This window comes from Algibacter marinivivus (genome assembly GCF_003143755.1).
In the GTDB taxonomy this organism is placed as follows: Bacteria; Bacteroidota; Bacteroidia; order Flavobacteriales; family Flavobacteriaceae; genus Algibacter_B; species Algibacter_B marinivivus.
The window spans coordinates 104165-122189 of the sequence record NZ_QFRI01000001.1 but is presented as its reverse complement, the minus strand read 5'-3'; the positions used below and the strand labels follow the sequence as shown (position 1 = coordinate 122189).

Below are 18025 nucleotides of genomic sequence, written 5' to 3'. Positions count from 1 at the left end.
ATGTTTTTGATATTTACTCACGTGAAGCTTTAGTTTTAAAAATTCGAATCCTATTTTTCTTAATTTTCACAAATAGTATTGTAGCTTAGGGTTTTATTTTGTAAAAAAACCTACTATCTTCGTTTAGTATCGGATATAAAACACATGTGCTGAACTTGTTTCAGTATTAAAACGATTTTATATCCACGAAACATTAAACGAACCTCCCAAAACAGACCCAAAACCACAGTTTAAACACCTAAAGCAAGCAAACACACCCGCGTTAGGGATTGCAGTGGCATCCTTTATGCGAAGTTTTGGTTATAAATAGATTTTTTGAAATGTGAAGTTAATTGATAACGAGATCCCGAAACATGTTCGGGGCTGCTTCGCAGAAAGATATAGCGGAAAGCCCGACCCTTGTGGTAACGCCCAAATTATTAACCACAAAAAAACGCTAACAAATTAATGCTAGCGTTCTTTTATGAACAAAATCTGTTGCTAAATTATATTTTAGCAGATTTAACAGTTTTAATAATTCTACCTGCAATTTTATAAGGATCTCCGTTTGATGCTGGTCTTCTATCTTCTAACCAACCTTTCCAACCTTTCTCTACAGTAATAATTGGAATACGAATTGATGCTCCTCTATCTGAAACTCCATAAGAGAAATCTGTGATAGCTGCAGTTTCGTGATCTCCAGTTAAACGTTGGTCGTTAAACTCACCGTAAACAGCAATGTGTTCTTTTACTACCGGACGGAAAGCTTCACAAATAGCTTCGTAAGTTTCTTTAGATCCGCATGTTCTTAAAACCTCGTTAGAGAAATTAGCGTGCATACCAGAACCATTCCAGTCCATATCTTTACCTAATGGTTTTGGGTGATACTCAATGTAGTAACCATATTTTTCAGTTAAACGGTCTAATAAATATCTAGCAACCCATATTTCGTCACCAGCTTTTTTAGCACCTTTAGCAAACAATTGGAATTCCCATTGTCCAGAAGCAACCTCTTGGTTAATACCTTCAAAGTTCAAGCCAGCATCAATACATAAATCAGCGTGCTCTTCAACTAAATCTCTACCGTGAGTATTTTTACCACCAACTGAACAGTAGTACATACCTTGAGGTGCAGGATATCCGCCAACAGGGAATCCTAATGGTAATTGAGTTTTTGTATCCATTATGAAATACTCTTGCTCGAAACCAAACCAGAAATCATTATCATCATCATCAATTGTAGCTCTTCCGTTAGATACGTGAGGCGTTCCATCTGCATTTAAAACTTCAGTCATTACTAAGTATCCGTTGATTCTATCTGGATCTGGATAAATAGCTACAGGTTTTAATAAACAATCTGAAGATCCACCTTCTGCTTGTCTAGTTGATGATCCATCAAAAGACCAGTTTCCTAATTCTTCTAATGTCCCTTTAAAGTTTTCGTGCTCTTCTACCTTAGTTTTACTTCTCAAGTTTTGAGTTGGGTAGTACCCATCTAACCAAAGATATTCTAATTTAATTTTTGCCATAATGAATATTTTATAATTGAAATATTGATAATAATATCACAAATATAATTTTTTATATATTCACTTTAAATATATAGGGGGTATTTTAGTAAATGGATGAGTTATTTTTATTCATACCCCATTTTTTTAAGGTTTATTTTAAAAAAAGATGATTATTTTATAAAAAAACTGAAAAAAGCTTAAAAGAATTTTTCAGTTTGAAGGTTTTATTATTTAACCTGCTTATTTTTGCTTAACAATTCAAAATCAAACATTTTAATACTTAATAAGATGTCTACACTAAGATTTCACGCTATAAAAGAGTCTCTTAATTACAAACCTATTTTGGTTGAAGAAAAAGAGCGACGCTCAGATTTATTTGGTAAAAATGTGTTTAACGAAAACACGATGCGCCATTACTTAACAAAAGATGCTTTTATAGGTGTTATGAATGCTATTCAGCATGGAAAAAAGATTGATAGAAGTGTAGCAGACCAAGTAGCATCTTCAATGAAGGATTGGGCACTTTCAAAAGGTGTTACACATTATACACACTGGTTTCAGCCTTTAACAGGAACAACTGCTGAAAAACACGATGCCTTTTTTGAAACTGTAGGTGGTGGAATGGCTATCGAGAAATTTGGTGGTAACCAATTGGTACAACAAGAACCTGATGCATCTAGTTTTCCAAGTGGCGGTATTAGAAACACTTTTGAGGCTAGAGGTTATACAGCTTGGGACCCAACGTCACCAGCATTTATATACGGAACAACATTATGTATTCCTACCATTTTTGTTGCATATACTGGTGAAGCTTTAGATTATAAAACACCATTATTAAGAGCATTACATGCTGTAGATGATGCTGCAACTGCCATTTGCAAGTACTTTGATAAAAACGTAAAGAAAGTAACCTCGTCTTTAGGTTGGGAGCAAGAGTATTTTTTAATAGATAAAATGATGGCAGCAAGTCGTCCAGATATTACTTTAACGGGGCGTACTTTGTTAGGACATTCTTCAGCAAAAGGTCAGCAATTAGACGATCATTATTTTGGATCTATTCCTAGCCGAGCATTAAACTTTATGCGAGAGTTGGAAACCGAATGTATGCTTCTCGGAATTCCTGTAAAGACCAGACATAATGAGGTGGCACCAAACCAATTTGAGTTAGCGCCTATTTATGAGGAAGCCAATTTAGCGGTAGATCATAATGCGTTATTAATGGATATTATGGGGCGTGTAGCATCTCGTCATAACTTTAAAGTATTGCTTCACGAAAAACCTTTTGCAGGCGTAAATGGTTCTGGTAAACATAACAATTGGTCCTTATCAACAGATAAAGGGGTTAATTTATTGGCACCAGGAAAAACACCAATGAGTAACCTGCAATTTCTAACATTTTTTATAAACACGATTAGAGCAGTACATACACATGAAGCACTTTTAAGAGCAGCTATAGCATCTGCTAGTAACGATCATAGATTAGGTGCAAACGAAGCACCACCAGCCATTATATCCGTGTTTATTGGCGAGCAGTTAACCAAAGTTTTAGAAGAGTTAGAAGGCGTAACAAAAGGAAAGTTATCACCACAAGAAAAAACCGAATTAAAACTTAATGTAGTTGGTAAAATACCAGATGTTTTATTAGATAATACGGATAGAAACAGAACATCGCCTTTTGCCTTTACAGGAAATAAGTTTGAGTTTAGAGCCGTTGGGTCTACAGCAAATTGTGGTAACCCAATGACGGTTTTAAACACCATTGTAGCCAAACAACTTAAAGATTTCAAAAAAGAAGTTGATGCTTTAATTGACAAAAAAGATTTAAAGAAAGATGAGGCTGTTTTTAATGTATTAAGAGAATATATTAAAGCATCCAAAGCCATTTTGTTTGAAGGCAATGGTTATGGAGAAGCTTGGGAGAAAGAAGCAAAAAAACGCGGTTTAAGTAATAATAAAACAACGCCAGAAGCCTTAAAAGCTCGAGTTTCTAAAGAAGCCATTGCACTGTTTGAAGAAATGGGTGTTATGAGTAAAATTGAAACCGAAGCCCGTTACGAAATAGAGGTGGAGGCTTACATCATGCATATTCAAATTGAGAGTCGTGTATTGGGCGATATTGCCCGAAATCATATTGTACCAACAGCGGTTAGGTATCAAAATATTTTGGTAGAAAATGTTCGAGGTTTAAAAGAAATTTTCGAAGAAAAGTACAACAGTGTTTCCAGAGAGCAAATCAATTTAATCGAAGAAATATCTAAGCATATAGAAGGCATAAATGCTAACGTAACCAAAATGTTAGAAGCCAGAAAAAAGGCTAATGCAAGTAAAGATATCGAAAAGAAAGCACATGCTTACTGCAACAATGTAAAACCCCTGTTTGATGATATCCGTTACCATTGCGATAAGCTAGAACTATTGGTAGACGACGAAATTTGGCCACTAACCAAGTACCGCGAAATGCTATTTACAAGGTAGTGTTTTTATTTGGGCGTTACCCCGAAAAGGGGTCGGGCTTTCACTACTCAATCCCTCCTTCGTCGGGGATTTCAAACATACCGTTCAATACCTAACGCGGATATCCGAAGATGTGTTTTATAAATCCGGAATTGTTTTTTTAGTAGAGGTTCGTTTAATGTATTTCTTTATGATTTTGCAGCCAGTTTTTTGCTTATTATCATAAGTTAATATCATGAAATATATTCTTAACCGTACTATAAAGTAAATCAGAAGAATTAGAAAATCTACTATTTATTATCATACTAATCCCTATTTTATTTTTAGGACAAATAATTAACCAAGATGTAGTACCTATTGCTGTTCCTGCATGTTTATATATGGTTGTTTTATTATCGTTTTCAATATGCCAAAAATATCCCATTGGTGTAGTATTCTGGGTTACTTTTTTCCAAGATTCTTGAGCAACTACATTTTTATCATTCAATAAGAACTTCATATACTTTTGTAAATCAGGAATAGTAGATTTTAAATAGCCATCTGCTCCTAAATGAAAACGAGGTTGATTAGGTGTTGTGTTTCCTTGGCCATCATGTCCTTTAGTTAACTTTTGTAATTCTATGTCAGACAGTTCTAGTTTTGTATTATCCATTTCAGAAGGTTTAAAAATATATTTTTTCAAGAGTAACTCATAAGACATTTTATATACATTTTCTAAAATGTAACCCAATAGATTAGTACCGTTAGAAGAATATACATATTCTGTTCCAGGTGTTTTATTTATTTTTATTCTTTTTAAATCTTTAAAAAAATTATCTTTTTTGTAATTTTCTACAAAGTTTAAAGCGCCGTTAATATCTCCATTTTTTAAATAAGCTTCTACACCAACTAATTCTGCAGGTAATCCACTAGTATGTGTTAGAAGATGTTTAATTTTTATAGGATGGTTATTAAAAGATAAATTTTTATAATCACCTTTTAAATATTGCCTAATATCATCTTCTAAATAAAATTTATCATCTAAAACAGCTCTAGCAGCAAGAAGACCAGTCATAGTTTTAGTAATTGAAGCTATTGAATATATTGAACCATCATTAGGGGCGTTATTTTTTTCTTTATCTAACTCACCATAGTAAGCGGAAAATTCATTTCCTTTTAAGTATACTCCAATTGCTACTGAACGGATGCTTTTATCAGTTAGTAATTCATTTACATTTTTATCTATTATTTTTTTTAAAGCAGCCTCAGAATATATAAACTTGTTTTGACTTATACAGCTCACAGTTATTACAAAAGCAATTAGTAGTAAATAGTTTTTTTTCATGCTCTTTTTTGATTTATAATTAATTGTTGAATTTTATTGAATCCTAAAAAGCAAATAGGGATAAGAATTAATGATAGACTTAATATTAATGTAGTCTGGTCTGGGTTATTTATGATTTTGTATTCTACTGTTAAAAACAGTGTAAGAATAATTAAACTTGATAATAGTACTTCTGTTGATTTAAAAATGGGTTTATATTTAATAGCTGGTTTCTTTTTTAATTTTGAAATAATTTCATTATTAAATTCTGTTGATGAGATTTTGATTAAATCATTAGAAAGTATATTATTAATTGTTTTCTTGTCCATGATAATAAGATGTATCTAATTTTATTTTTTTTAATTTTTGTCTTCCTCTATGTAGCAATACTTTTATATTAGCTTTACTAAAAGAAGTGATTTTTATAATGTCATTTATGCTCTTTTCTTTTAGGTAGAATAGAGAAATTACTATGTATTCTTTTTCGTTTAAATTTGATAGTAGTTTGGTGATATTTATTTCCTTTTTAACGTCTGTTTCTTCAGATTCAATATCAGTTTTTGAGAATTCGATAAGTTTTCTTTTTTGTTTAAAGGCTCTTATGCTTTCTCGATAAACTATTTTAAACAGCCAAGTAGAAAATTTAGATTCATTTCTAAAACTTTGAAGTGACTTTAGAACAATTAAAAAAGAATTTTGAACAATATCCTCTGCATCAGCTTTATTTTTTGTAATGTTTAAAGCAATAGAAAATGCTAAATCTCTATGATTGCTAATCAATGTATTTATTGCATTTGTATCACCTTTTTTGGCTTGTTTTATAAGTGGCTCCAATTATTTATTTCTTAAAATAAAATAAAATAATAGAGAACCTATTCCTAAAAACATAAGACAACTTCCTATATAACAAACAGCATTATTTAAATCGCTTATTGTGGTTAATAAATGACCCAAAAAAATGCCGAGTGCTAAATTGATAAGTATAATGCCTCGGCCTAAATTATTGAGTCTCATTTGCTCAATAATATCCTCAAAAATTACATCACTCCCTTTTTTTATAAGTTCAATTTTTTCTTTATGTCTATTTCTTAAAAAAAGTATAATTATTGTTATAATAGAAACAAAAATTACTACAAAAGGGATAAGGCTTAATTCATTACTTGTTGTGTGCATCTGGCTTTGTTTTATATATAAGAGTAAGGATTGATAAAAAGGTTACAAACTTATTTCAACACCTTTTTGCTTTTAGGTAATTGAAAGGAAAAGAGAATGTTTTTTAAGACGGTTAGTCTGTTTAAATTGACTAAAATATTTCGTAGGTATAAAAGTGTTTTATTGTTTTATATCCACTTAAACAAAGTTGTCATTTTATTCTTATGAAGTTAAATACATCATTCTAGTATTTATAACCAAAAAAGAAGCATTATTTTTTATTAAAACTTATTAGCAAAACCAAGATTTTTTCATTCAAAAAACTACTTTTGCATCACAATACAATATTATGAGTCAAGAAGTTTCAAAACGTTACGCGCAACGTGGTGTTTCAGCATCAAAAGAAGATGTACACAATGCTATTAAGAATATTGATAAAGGGCTATTTCCAAAGGCATTCTGTAAAATAGTTCCAGATTATTTAACCAATGATAATGATTATTGCTTGATTATGCATGCTGATGGTGCAGGAACAAAATCGTCTTTAGCGTATATGTATTGGAAAGAAACTGGTGATGTTTCTGTTTGGAAAGGTATTGCACAAGATGCTTTAATCATGAATATTGATGATTTATTGTGTGTTGGGGCTACTGATAATATCATGCTATCTTCTACCATTGGAAGAAATAAAAATTTAATTCCAGGAGAAGTACTTTCGGCCATTATTAACGGCACTGAAGAACTTCTAAAAGATTTAAAATCTTTCGGTGTAACCATCCATTCAACAGGAGGAGAAACAGCCGATGTTGGAGATTTAGTACGTACCATAATTGTAGATTCTACGGTTACTGCAAGAATGAAACGTAGTGATGTTATAGATAATGCAAATATTAAAGCAGGAGATGTTATTGTTGGTTTAGAAAGTTTCGGGCAAGCTACTTACGAGAAACAATATAATGGCGGCATGGGAAGTAACGGACTAACTTCTGCAAGACACGATGTGTTTAGTAAATATTTAGCTAAAAAATACCCTGAAAGTTTTGATGCTTCAGTGCCTGAAGATTTAGTATATTCTGGAGGTGTCAAGTTAACAGATGCTGTTGATAATTCACCAATTGATGCTGGTCAATTAGTATTATCGCCAACACGAACTTACGCGCCTATAATTAAAACAATTCTATCAAAATATAATAGTGATACGGTTCATGGTATGGTACATTGTTCTGGTGGTGCACAAACAAAAATTCTTCATTTTGTGGATGAATTTCATATTGTAAAAGATAACATGTTCCCAATTCCACCACTTTTCAAATTGATACAAGAACAATCTAAAACCGATTGGAAAGAAATGTATCAGGTATTTAATTGTGGGCATAGAATGGAATTATATGTAACACAAGAAATAGCAGATAGTATTATAGAAATTTCAAAATCTTTCAATGTAGATGCTAAAATTATTGGTAGAGTTGAACCTTCAGAAACAAAAAAGCTTACAATAAAATCTGAGTACGGAGAGTTTAGTTATTAATTGTTTTTTTTCTTCAAATGGAATAGTTTTTGATGAATAATAAAATTTTAAAATAACCTAACATAACCATGAAGTATTTTCAAATTATTCTAATTTGCCTTTTCTACAATTTAAGTTTTGCTCAACCTGATTCTCTATATATAAAAGAGGAAAAACAAAAGTATACTGGCCCGCAATGGACTCAAAAAAACAAAGCCTCTTTTGATTTAAGTGAAGTTGCTTTTGTTAACTGGAACGCCGGTGGTAGTAACTCAATTTCTGGATTATTCGGTTTAAAATCACATCTGGATTACAAAGACAAGTTTTTTGTTTGGAAGAATAATGCTGAAGTTCGCTATGGCGTAAACAAGCAAGAGGCTAGAGAATTAAGAAAAACGGATGATTTATTTGAGATAAATTCCAATATGGGATACAAGCCAGATAGTTTATCTAATTGGTTCTATTCAGCAAGATTAAACTTCAGAACACAATTAACTAATGGCTATAATTACCCTAATAAAGACGAGCCAATTTCTAGGCTACTCGCACCTGGTTATTTGTTTTTTGGTGGTGGTATGGAATATGGAAAGAATATAGAAAAGTTATCTTTTTACTTTTCACCAATTACATTAAAAGCAACCTTTGTTTTAGATGAAGATTTAGCTAACGCTGGCTCTTTTGGTGTTAAACCTGCAGTTTTAGACCTTGATGGAAATGTTATTGTTCCAGGAGAACAAATCAGAACAGAAGTTGGTGTTTTGATTACTAATGGTTATGAAATGGAATTAGCTGAAAATATTAACGTAAAAAATCAAGTGAGTTTGTATTCAGACTATGTTAATAATTTTGGTAACGTAGATTTAGATTGGAGAATAGATTTTGATTTTAAAGTAAACAGTTTTGTTAGAGCTACATTAGGTTCTCATTTAAGATATGATGATGATGTTAAAACACAAATTCCATCAGATATTGAAGGTGAGTTTGATGAAGCTGGTGCTAAAGTACAGTGGAAACAATTTTTGGGTGTAGGGTTTGCTGTTGACTTTTAGTTTAAAGAACCAATACTTAAATAGTTATAATCTTCAAGTGTTTTTAAGTCTTTAATTAATTTAGAATGACCACTTTTTATCAGATATAAATTATCTGACATGTCAATAATATGTCTGTACATATGGTCAGTAACTATTATAACTTTATTTTGTTTTTCTTCAGCGATTAAAATTTTTATTTTTTCGATTTCTAATGGAGCTATATGAGAAAATGGTTCGTCTAAAAGAATAATTTCTCGATTACTTCTTAATATAATGTAGGTTTCTATAAGCCTTCGTTCTCCTCCTGAAAATTTGCTGAATTTTGAGTTTTTGTAATTAGAGAATTTTTCAAATAAAGAGATGAAATGATTCCAGTCTACTTCAAAAAGATTAAAGATTGTTTTTAATTTTAAAGACCCAGGAATAAAATTATATTGAGGCAAATATGCAATTAATTTTGTTTGATATAATGGTTTTAATATAGGCTTGTTGTCAATCCTAATAAGTTTATATTTTGGCTTTAAATTGCCAAAAATTATTTTTAATAAAGATGTTTTACCACAGCCATTACTTCCAAGAACACCAGTTATTTTTCCTTTTTCAGCTTTTAAATAAATGCCATTAAGAATCCGTTTTTCTTTAAAGTAAAGCTCTACATTATCAATTTCTAATGTCATATAAATTCTTTCAAAAGAATAAGGAAAGGTAATGAAATTAGTATGTCAATTAGATATAAATATGAAAATAATTTTAAGCTTGAAATCCCTAGATTCTTATAAAAAATTAATTTCCGTTTTGCTTTTGTTTCGTTGGATATATATAATAAAAAAATAACAAGCAATAGTTTAATTATTAAAATTGGAATTATTTTAAATTTTATAAATGAAAAAAACATATTTATTCCGAAAGACCATAAGATTAATGGTCTGTAAAAAATGAATATGGAGAATAATTGCTGCATGTTGTGATTAATAACGTTAATTATTGAAGAATATTTTTATTATCAACTCATTCCGTTAACTTCAAACACTTGAAAATTCATAAATTATCGTATTTTTGGATTCCAATAAAAAAGGCAGATGTTAGAGAAATTACAAATAGTAAAACAACGTTTTGATGAGGTTAGCGATTTAATTATCCAACCTGATATTATAACAGATCAGAAACGATATGTGGCACTAAATAGAGAATATAAAGACTTGCGATTGCTTATGGAAAAGCGCGAGTTGTATATAGAACTTACCAATAATTTAGCTGAAGCTGAAGAAATTATTTCAGACGGGAGTGATGCAGAAATGGTGGAAATGGCCAAAATGCAATACGATGAAGCTAAAACTGGTATTCCTGCTTTGGAAGAAGAAATAAAAGTAATGCTAATACCTAAGGATCCTGAAGATTCTAAAAATGCTGTAGTGGAATTACGTGCTGGAACAGGTGGTGATGAAGCGAGTATTTTTGCAGGTGATTTATTTAGAATGTATACTAAATACTGTGAGGGAAGAGGTTGGAGAGTTGATACAGTAGATTTTAGTGAAGGTACAAACGGTGGTTTTAAAGAAATTCAATTTGAAGTTTCTGGAGAAGATGTTTATGGTACTTTAAAGTTTGAAGCTGGTGTGCATCGTGTGCAACGAGTACCACAAACAGAAACTCAAGGGCGTGTACATACAAGTGCCGCAACCGTAATGGTATTTCCTGAAGCTGAAGAGTTTGATGTAGAAATTAATCCAAAAGATGTAAGAATAGACTTTTTCTGTTCTTCGGGTCCAGGAGGACAATCTGTAAATACAACATATTCTGCGGTTCGATTAACACATGAGCCTACAGGGTTGGTTGCACAATGTCAAGATCAAAAATCACAACATAAAAACAAAGAGAAGGCTTTTAAAGTATTACGTTCTCGTTTATATGATTTGGAGTTAGCAAAAAAGATGGAAGAAGATGCCGCTTTACGTGGTACCATGGTTACTAGTGGTGATAGAAGTGCAAAAATTAGAACGTATAATTACCCACAAGGACGCGTTACAGATCATAGAATTGGATTAACACTTTACGATTTGTCAAACATCGTTAATGGTGATATTCAAAAAATTATAGACGAATTGCAACTGGCTGAAAATACTGAAAAATTAAAGGCTAATACGGATGTGATTTAAAACAAACTACGTGACAACAACTCAACTCGTTCAGCAAATCAAAAAAAAGAAATCCTTCCTGTGTATAGGATTGGATGTTGATTTAAATAAAATACCAAAGCATCTATTAAAAGAAGACGATCCTATTTTTGCTTTTAATAAAGCTATTATTGATGCCACAAATCATTTATGTGTTGCGTACAAACCCAATACAGCATTTTATGAAGCTTATGGTATAAAAGGCTGGCAAGCTTTAGAAAAAACGATTAATTACTTAAACGAAAAGCATCCAGAGATTTTTACTATTGCAGATGCAAAACGTGGTGATATTGGTAATACAAGTACGATGTATGCAAAAGCTTTTTTTGAAGATTTAGCGTTTGATTCAGTTACTGTTGCACCGTACATGGGGAAAGATTCAGTTGAGCCTTTTTTAGCGTTTGAAAATAAGCATACTATTCTTTTAGCGTTAACATCAAATCAAGGGGCGTTTGATTTCCAAACTAAAAACATTGAAGGTAAAGAGGTCTATAAACATGTGCTTGAAACTTCAAAATCTTGGAAGAATTCTGAAAACTTAATGTATGTTGTTGGTGCTACAAAAGCAGAATTTTTAGCAGATATTAGAAAAATAATTCCAAACAGTTTTTTACTTGTTCCAGGTGTTGGCGCTCAAGGCGGAAACTTACAAGATGTTTGTAAATACGGAATGAGTGATACTATTGGATTATTAATTAATTCATCAAGAGGTATTATTTATGCTTCAAATGATACTGATTTTGTAGAGGCTGCTGCCAAAAAATCTGAAGAACTTCAAAAACAGATGGAAGCCATTTTGAGTTAATTCTAAATTCTGATAACTATGCAGGATTTTAAAGATCAACTCAACAGAATTATTCATTTAAAAGAAACGCCTAAGCGAATCATTTCATTAGTGCCGAGTCAAACTGAATTACTTTGTGATTTGGGTTTAGAACCATACTTGGTTGGTGTAACAAAATTTTGTGTTCATCCGCATCATGTAAAAACAAAGACTACTGTAATAGGCGGTACAAAACAAATACATCTGGATAAAATAAAAGCGTTAAATCCAGATATTATTCTTTGTAATAAAGAAGAAAACACCAAAGATATAGTTGAGTCTTGTGAACATGTATGTTCTGTTCATGTATCTGATATTTATAATATTGATGATAGCTTAGAGCTAATTAGCCAATATGGAGAAATATTTAATTGCATGCAGAACGCTTTTTCAATAATTAAAAAAATAGAAACAGAATTAAGAAGCTTTAATCTTTTTATTAAAAACAAACCTTCTTTAAAGGTGGCGTATTTTATTTGGAAAAATCCATGGATGGTTGTTGGAAACCATACATTTATAGACTATTTACTAGATTTGAATAAACTTCAAAACGTATATTCAAACAAGGAGCGTTATCCGGAAATTGAGCTAACAGATTCTGCAGTACACAACAATGTAGATGTGGTTATGCTTTCTTCAGAACCTTTTCCATTTAAAGAAACTCATAAAAAAGAGCTACAAGAACTTTACCCCAATGCAACTATTATACTTGTTGATGGAGAAATGTTTTCTTGGTATGGCTCTAGATTAACAAAAGCGTTTGCATATTTTAAAACGCTCCGTTTAAATCTTCAGAATAATGCACTTTAGTAGTATCATCTACAAAATTCGCTATTCTTTTTTCCAATTCTTTTAAACTGATTGTCTTGCTTAGGTTGGGTTTTATTTTACCAACTCTACAGAATTGTTTGTTCATTTTACGTTCTTTTTATATAGAAAGTACGTGTAAGTGAGTGTTTTAGATGTGATGTAAAGGTTAAAGAATTGCTAAATTTAATTAGCGGATTGAAAGAGTTCTCTTTGAAGATATTTTAATCTATTTAACTTATTTAGAAGTTTGATTGCTTTAAATTCTGATATATCACTTAAAGCGGAATCTGTTTGTCTAAAATTATAAGCTTGCTCAACTAAAAGCTTATACTTAGTATTTAGTTTAGATTGTTTAGTTTTTATATCGTCAATTCTATTCATGAAGGTTTGATAAACAAGTACTTAAATATACATTATTTATTAATACATTTTAAATAATCTGAAACTTTTTTTGAATGATAATGTTATGTTAATTATAAATAATAGGTGGTATCTTTTTGTAAATTTAATTTTGATCAAAAATAGTCTCATATGAAAAATGCATTTATACTTTCAGTGTTTGTTTTATTCTCGATGTTTAGTTATTCTCAAAATGATTCTTGTGAATGTTGTACAGAAAAGCACAGTGAATTTGATTTCTGGATTGGATCTTGGACCGTTACTAATCCTGATGGAGAATTAGCAGGTAATAATATTATAGATAAAATTCAAGATAAATGTATTCTTAGAGAAAATTGGACCAGTGCAAAAGGGAATTATACAGGTACCAGTAGTAATTTTTATAATTATACTAAAAAGCAATGGGAACAAATATGGATTGATAACAAAGGCGGAAGCTTACATTTAAAAGGGAATCGTTTTGGTAATCAAATGATTTTAAAAACAGATGTTGCTAAAAACAAAGATGGACAGCCTTTTTATCATAAAGTAACTTGGACGGTGAATGATGATGGTTCTGTACGCCAATATTGGGAGACAATTACCAATGATAAAGATATTACTATTGCTTTCGATGGATTGTATAAAAAAACCGAATAATATATATTCGGCTTATTTAATACTTAGTTTTTTAATTTAATCTTGTAAAGCAAAAACCTTCTTCAATAAATCAGTTGTTCTTGAAGATATTTTAGTTCTTATATCTTTTTCTTCAACAGCTATCATGGTATAAACACCTTTTAAGGCTTCTCCAGTTACATAATCTGTTAAATCAGGGTTTACATCTTTTGTGAATGGTATGGTATTATACTTATTAATAAGGTTATTCCAAATTTCATCTGCTCCAACTTTACTAAAAGAGTTTTTTATAACTGGGTTAAATTTAGCGTAAAGAGCAGTCTGTGTTTTAGAAGTTAAATATTGTGTTGCTGCATCATTGTTACCTAATAAAATATTTTTAGCATCATCAAAAGTAATACCTTTAACAGCATCAACGAATATAGGTGTTGCTTCTTTAACAGCATCTTCAGCAGCTCTATTAAGAACTTTTAAGCCTTCATCTGCTAAATTATCTAGTCCAATATCTCGTAAGGCCTTATCAACTTTTCTAAGTTCTTCTGGTAATAAAATTTTTACCAGCTCATTTTTAAAGAAACCATCTTTTTGTGTCAGTTTGGTAACTTGCTTATCTATTCCAAAGTCTAAAGCTTGTCTTAATCCTGAGGCTATTTCAGTATTACCAAGCACACCACCTTGTGGTAATTGATTTACTACTTGTTGTAATTCGGCACAAGAACTCATGCTGAAAATTAATAAAACGGCTAAAAATTTACGTATCATGATTTTGGGTTTAATATTTAAAACAAAGATAATTTTTACTTCTTAAATAGGCTTCAGATTGAAAGTATATTTATAAAATACTATTTTAGCACAATGTTTGTTATGTATTTAATAACATTAGTTTATAAGTATACTTTAGGATATGAAATTTAATAAGACCGCTCTCTATTTATTATGTTTTTTTTGTTCATCTTTTATTTTCGGACAAATAAAAGTTTCTGAATATATTCAACCTTCATCAATTTCAAATTCATCTGATAATCAATTATATTTTGTTGATTTTTGGGCGACTTGGTGCGGACCATGTATTCATGCTTCTAAATATGTAGAATCTCTACAGAAACAATATCCTGATAATTTTTATGTACTCTCTTTATCACAAGAAAACCCAGAAGTTGTTAAACGTTTTATGCTTAAACATAAAAATGGATTAGCAACAGCTATTGATTTTGAAGGCGAGACATTTAAAAAAAACAAGATATATAGTTTGCCTTATAGCATTTTATTAAATGCTCAAGGAGTTAAAATATGGGAAGGTCATCCAGCTGATTTTAAATCATATCATTTAGAAAAATATTTAAAAGAAAATAAAAGTAAAGTTTCAATAGAAAAAATGATTGTTACGCAATCCTATCAAAAGGAAATTTTAAAAAGTGATAAAGATGAACAGCCAAAAAAAGATTTTCAAATTTATAAGTTAAATGAAGATTGGGATGTTAGTTTACAAATAGTTCATAAGGAAAGTTACATTGAATTAAAAGGAAGGCTACAAGATATATTAGCATATTCACTGGATTGTTATAAAAGTCAAATTAATATTTCTACCGATATAAATGAATCATATCAAATACGTATAAAGCATAATAGTGATGCGTATTATGATATGGCTAAGTATGTTTTTAAAGCTTTAAAGTTAAAGAAAACAAGTAATGATAAACAAGGAGAGGCTTTAGTTTTTGATATAAATACGCCTACTTTTTGGGATACAAATCAAATTGATTGGGGAAGTGATACACAGCACTTTTTAATTGGAGATTCTGAAATAAAAGGCGATAATGTAACTTTAAGTCAAGTTAAATATCAACTATCAAATGTATTAGAAACACCAATACTTATAGCGCAGAATGGTGTTGATAATACTATTCATGATTGGGATATACACTACAAGTATTTCGATTTGATGGTTTCTGTAATGAAAGATAGTTATGGAATTGATATTCATAAAAAAGTAGTTGAATATCCTGAATATATAATTACTAAAAGAAGACGCTAAAGAATTTATTTAGTATATAAAAAATAAAAAAGGCATCCAATTGGATGCCTTTTTACATGGATATATTAAAATAGATATATCTTAGTTATTTAATACTCTAAACTCAGTTCTTCTATTCTTTTGGTGTTGTGCTTCAGAACACTCTACACCATTAGAACAACGGTTTACTAATCTAGATTCACCATATCCTCTTGCAGATAAACGGCTTCTGTTAACTCCTTTAGAAACTAAATAGTTTACAACAGAATTAGCACGTTGTTGCGATAAAGACATGTTAAAATCATCATTACCTCTAGAATCTGTGTGAGACATTAATTCGATATTAACAGGCTTACTGTTTAATAATGGTAATAATGTTTCATCAATAATTTTCTTTGAAGCTGGAGTAATACGTGCGCTACCTAACTCATAAAAAATTGGTAATACGTTAGCATCAAATAAACCACAATCAACTTCTTCCCAAGTAGTAATTCCACCTTTTTTAGCTAATACAGTTCTTGTAACTGTTTGCGATTTTGAAGGTACTGTAATACTTCTTGTAGAAGCTGGAGTAGCTACAACTTGACGTTTGATAGTTTTGTACTCAGCAGGAATTTCAATTTCATCCATTCTTGCTGGAGTTTTTACAACACGTTTTTTGTAAGTTGTTCCAACTTCTGGTACAGGTACGTTACTAACTGTTGCATCTTTAGCTAAAGTTGTAAAGCTAACATCTCTAAATTGTGCTGGGTATCCAACATAACATGCTACCATACAATCTTCTTTGTTAGGAGAATCACATGCTGTTTCTTTATATTCCCATCCTGAAGTTGCAGGATAAGTTTCAAAAGTTCTTGAGTTAGAACCAAAAGTAGCAGGACTGATGTTTAAATCATTTCTTCCTTCTTTCTTTACATAAGGTACTTCAACAGTTTCGTATACTGCAGGTACATAAACGAATTTTTTTGAAGCTTCTTTCACTAAAACTCTGTCTTCAACAGTTTTGTAAGTTGCAGGAACAACCTCTAATCTAGAGTAAGCAGGGTATACTTCAATAGTTTCTGTTACTTCTTTGAATTCATCTTTAGTGATACATTTCACATAACACTTCCCAGGTTCTGGGCTTGAGGGTAAGTTTTGAGCTTGAGCAAAACCTAAGCCTAATAAAAAAGTTAGGCATAAAAATAAATTTGTTTTCATAAAAATTAAAATTTAGTTAATGGTTAATATTTCCACATCTGTGAGACACACAAAAAATGGATAGGTCACAAAAATAATGAATATTAACATTTGTTAAGGAAAAATCTTAACTTTTATGCCTAAATAATTTTATGGTATTAAGAGAAAATGACTGTTTTGTTATTAAAAACCATAACTTTTCTGTCTGCGTGAAGTTTAACAGCGTTTGCAAGTACAATTTTTTCTAAGTCTCTTCCTTTTGATATTAAGTCAATAATTGCATGTGCATGAGTAACTCTAGTTACGTCTTGTTCTATTATTGGTCCTGCGTCAAGCTCTTCTGTAACATAATGGCTTGTAGCTCCAATAATTTTTACACCTCTTTTGTAAGCTGAATGGTAAGGTTTCGCACCAACAAAGGCAGGTAAAAAGGAATGATGAATATTAATAATTTTATTTGGGTATTGACTAATGAGCTTACTAGATACAATTTGCATATAGCGTGCTAGAACTATAAAGTCTATATTGTGTTCTTGCAATAACTCTAATTGCTTATCCTCAGCTTCTTGTTTAGTCTCTTTAGTAACAGGAATATGATAAAAAGGAATTTTAAAATTATCAGCAATAGGTTTTAAATCATTATGATTACTCACAATGAATGGGATTTCTAAATTAAGTTCACCAGAATTATAACGCCCTAATAGATCATACAAACAATGATCGTATTTAGATATGAATAGTGCCATTTTTGGCTTCTTCTCAGATGAATAAATACGCCATTTCATTTCAAATTGATCAGCTAAATCATTTTTAAAAATAGCTTTAAAAGATTCAGTTGAAAAAGATTCAGATAGGAACTCACTTTCTAGTCTCATAAAAAAAATATCTTGCTCTCTATCTACATGTTGGTCTATATAAACTATGTTACCTCCATTTTTAGCAATAAAATTGGTGACAGATGCAATAATATTTGGTCTATCTTGACAGTGTATTAAAATTGTTATCTTATTCATACTAATCATTCTTCGGCGTTAAATTTAGTTTAAAAAATATACAGGCAAGAACTAAGAT

The 18025-nt window shown here is 30.7% G+C and carries 18 protein-coding genes; 8 read left to right on the top strand and 10 right to left on the bottom strand.

From position 1 onward, the window contains the following. Positions 1–485 precede the first annotated feature (485 nt). A complete protein-coding gene (locus DIS18_RS00590; protein ID WP_109351110.1) occupies positions 486–1508 on the bottom strand; it encodes a glutamine synthetase beta-grasp domain-containing protein in 1023 nt (340 codons plus the stop codon). A gap of 270 nt (positions 1509–1778) precedes the next feature. On the opposite strand from DIS18_RS00590, the gene DIS18_RS00585 reads away from it, so the two are divergent. After that, positions 1779–3965 carry a glutamine synthetase III family protein gene (locus tag DIS18_RS00585; RefSeq protein ID WP_109351109.1) on the top strand — a complete coding sequence of 729 codons (2187 nt, stop codon included), beginning with the start codon at positions 1779–1781 and terminating at the stop codon, positions 3963–3965. Positions 3966–4164: 199 nt separating this feature from the next. Here DIS18_RS00585 and DIS18_RS00580 read toward each other — a convergent pair whose 3' ends face one another. Genes DIS18_RS00580 through DIS18_RS15145 form a run of 4 tightly spaced genes read right to left on the bottom strand, consistent with a single transcriptional unit; the run spans position 4165 to position 6420 of the window. Then, positions 4165–5268, bottom strand: coding sequence for a serine hydrolase domain-containing protein (locus tag DIS18_RS00580; protein WP_109351108.1), 1104 nt, complete (start codon positions 5266–5268; stop codon positions 4165–4167). Continuing rightward, positions 5265–5576, bottom strand: a complete 312-nt coding sequence (locus DIS18_RS00575; RefSeq protein ID WP_109351107.1) for a hypothetical protein — start codon at positions 5574–5576, stop codon at positions 5265–5267. Before DIS18_RS00575 ends, DIS18_RS00580 begins: the two co-directional genes overlap by 4 nt. Continuing rightward, a complete protein-coding gene (locus DIS18_RS00570; protein WP_109351106.1) occupies positions 5557–6081 on the bottom strand; it encodes an RNA polymerase sigma factor in 525 nt (174 codons plus the stop codon). The genes DIS18_RS00575 and DIS18_RS00570 overlap by 20 nt, the downstream gene beginning before the upstream one ends. Then, positions 6082–6420: a DUF6249 domain-containing protein gene (locus DIS18_RS15145; protein WP_109351105.1), complete on the bottom strand. Its 339-nt coding sequence runs from the start codon at positions 6418–6420 to the stop codon at positions 6082–6084. It abuts the gene before it with no gap. 328 nt (positions 6421–6748) lie between these two features. On the opposite strand from DIS18_RS15145, the gene DIS18_RS00560 reads away from it, so the two are divergent. Further along, positions 6749–7927, top strand: coding sequence for an AIR synthase related protein (locus DIS18_RS00560; RefSeq protein WP_109351104.1), 1179 nt, complete (start codon positions 6749–6751; stop codon positions 7925–7927). Between the two features lie 68 nt (positions 7928–7995). Continuing rightward, positions 7996–8955 carry a DUF3078 domain-containing protein gene (locus DIS18_RS00555; RefSeq protein WP_109351103.1) on the top strand — a complete coding sequence of 320 codons (960 nt, stop codon included), beginning with the start codon at positions 7996–7998 and terminating at the stop codon, positions 8953–8955. Here DIS18_RS00555 and DIS18_RS00550 read toward each other — a convergent pair. Further along, on the bottom strand, positions 8952–9614 hold the full coding sequence (locus DIS18_RS00550) for an ATP-binding cassette domain-containing protein (protein WP_109351102.1): 663 nt from the start codon (positions 9612–9614) through the stop codon (positions 8952–8954). The two genes, DIS18_RS00555 and DIS18_RS00550, sit on opposite strands and share 4 nt — an antisense overlap. A 402-nt stretch (positions 9615–10016) precedes the next feature. On the opposite strand from DIS18_RS00550, the gene prfA reads away from it, so the two are divergent. The 3 genes from prfA to DIS18_RS00530 are packed head-to-tail and all read left to right on the top strand — an operon-like array spanning position 10017 to position 12744. Beyond that, the gene (gene prfA / locus DIS18_RS00540; protein WP_109351100.1) at positions 10017–11093 is read left to right on the top strand and encodes a peptide chain release factor 1; all 1077 of its coding nucleotides are present in this window, start codon (positions 10017–10019) and stop codon (positions 11091–11093) included. 10 nt (positions 11094–11103) lie between these two features. Beyond that, positions 11104–11916 (top strand): orotidine-5'-phosphate decarboxylase, encoded by an 813-nt coding sequence (gene pyrF / locus DIS18_RS00535; RefSeq protein ID WP_109351099.1) that lies wholly within the window; start codon positions 11104–11106, stop codon positions 11914–11916. 18 nt (positions 11917–11934) lie between these two features. Further along, positions 11935–12744: an ABC transporter substrate-binding protein gene (locus DIS18_RS00530; RefSeq protein ID WP_109351098.1), complete on the top strand. Its 810-nt coding sequence runs from the start codon at positions 11935–11937 to the stop codon at positions 12742–12744. Between the two features lie 183 nt (positions 12745–12927). On the opposite strand, the gene DIS18_RS00525 is transcribed toward DIS18_RS00530, so the two are convergent. After that, on the bottom strand, positions 12928–13125 hold the full coding sequence (locus DIS18_RS00525) for a Lacal_2735 family protein (protein ID WP_109351097.1): 198 nt from the start codon (positions 13123–13125) through the stop codon (positions 12928–12930). Positions 13126–13275: 150 nt separating this feature from the next. Between DIS18_RS00525 and DIS18_RS00520 the strand changes: the two genes are divergently transcribed. Then, on the top strand, positions 13276–13782 hold the full coding sequence (locus tag DIS18_RS00520) for a hypothetical protein (RefSeq protein WP_109351096.1): 507 nt from the start codon (positions 13276–13278) through the stop codon (positions 13780–13782). A 36-nt stretch (positions 13783–13818) separates the two neighbouring features. Here the strand turns inward: DIS18_RS00520 and DIS18_RS00515 are convergent, their stop codons facing one another. Further along, complete coding sequence (locus DIS18_RS00515; RefSeq protein WP_109351095.1) at positions 13819–14523, bottom strand: DUF4197 domain-containing protein; 705 nt, start codon at positions 14521–14523, stop codon at positions 13819–13821. A gap of 142 nt (positions 14524–14665) precedes the next feature. Here DIS18_RS00515 and DIS18_RS00510 point away from each other — a divergent pair, with 142 nt between their 5' ends. Beyond that, positions 14666–15796 carry a TlpA family protein disulfide reductase gene (locus DIS18_RS00510; protein WP_109351094.1) on the top strand — a complete coding sequence of 377 codons (1131 nt, stop codon included), beginning with the start codon at positions 14666–14668 and terminating at the stop codon, positions 15794–15796. An 81-nt stretch (positions 15797–15877) separates the two neighbouring features. Here the strand turns inward: DIS18_RS00510 and DIS18_RS00505 are convergent, their stop codons facing one another. Both DIS18_RS00505 and purU read right to left on the bottom strand, forming a co-directional pair. After that, entirely contained in the window at positions 15878–16975 is a 1098-nt protein-coding gene (locus DIS18_RS00505; RefSeq protein WP_109351093.1) for an OmpA family protein, read from the bottom strand. A 137-nt stretch (positions 16976–17112) separates the two neighbouring features. Beyond that, entirely contained in the window at positions 17113–17967 is an 855-nt protein-coding gene (gene purU, locus DIS18_RS00500; RefSeq protein WP_109352539.1) for a formyltetrahydrofolate deformylase, read from the bottom strand. Positions 17968–18025 lie beyond the last annotated feature (58 nt).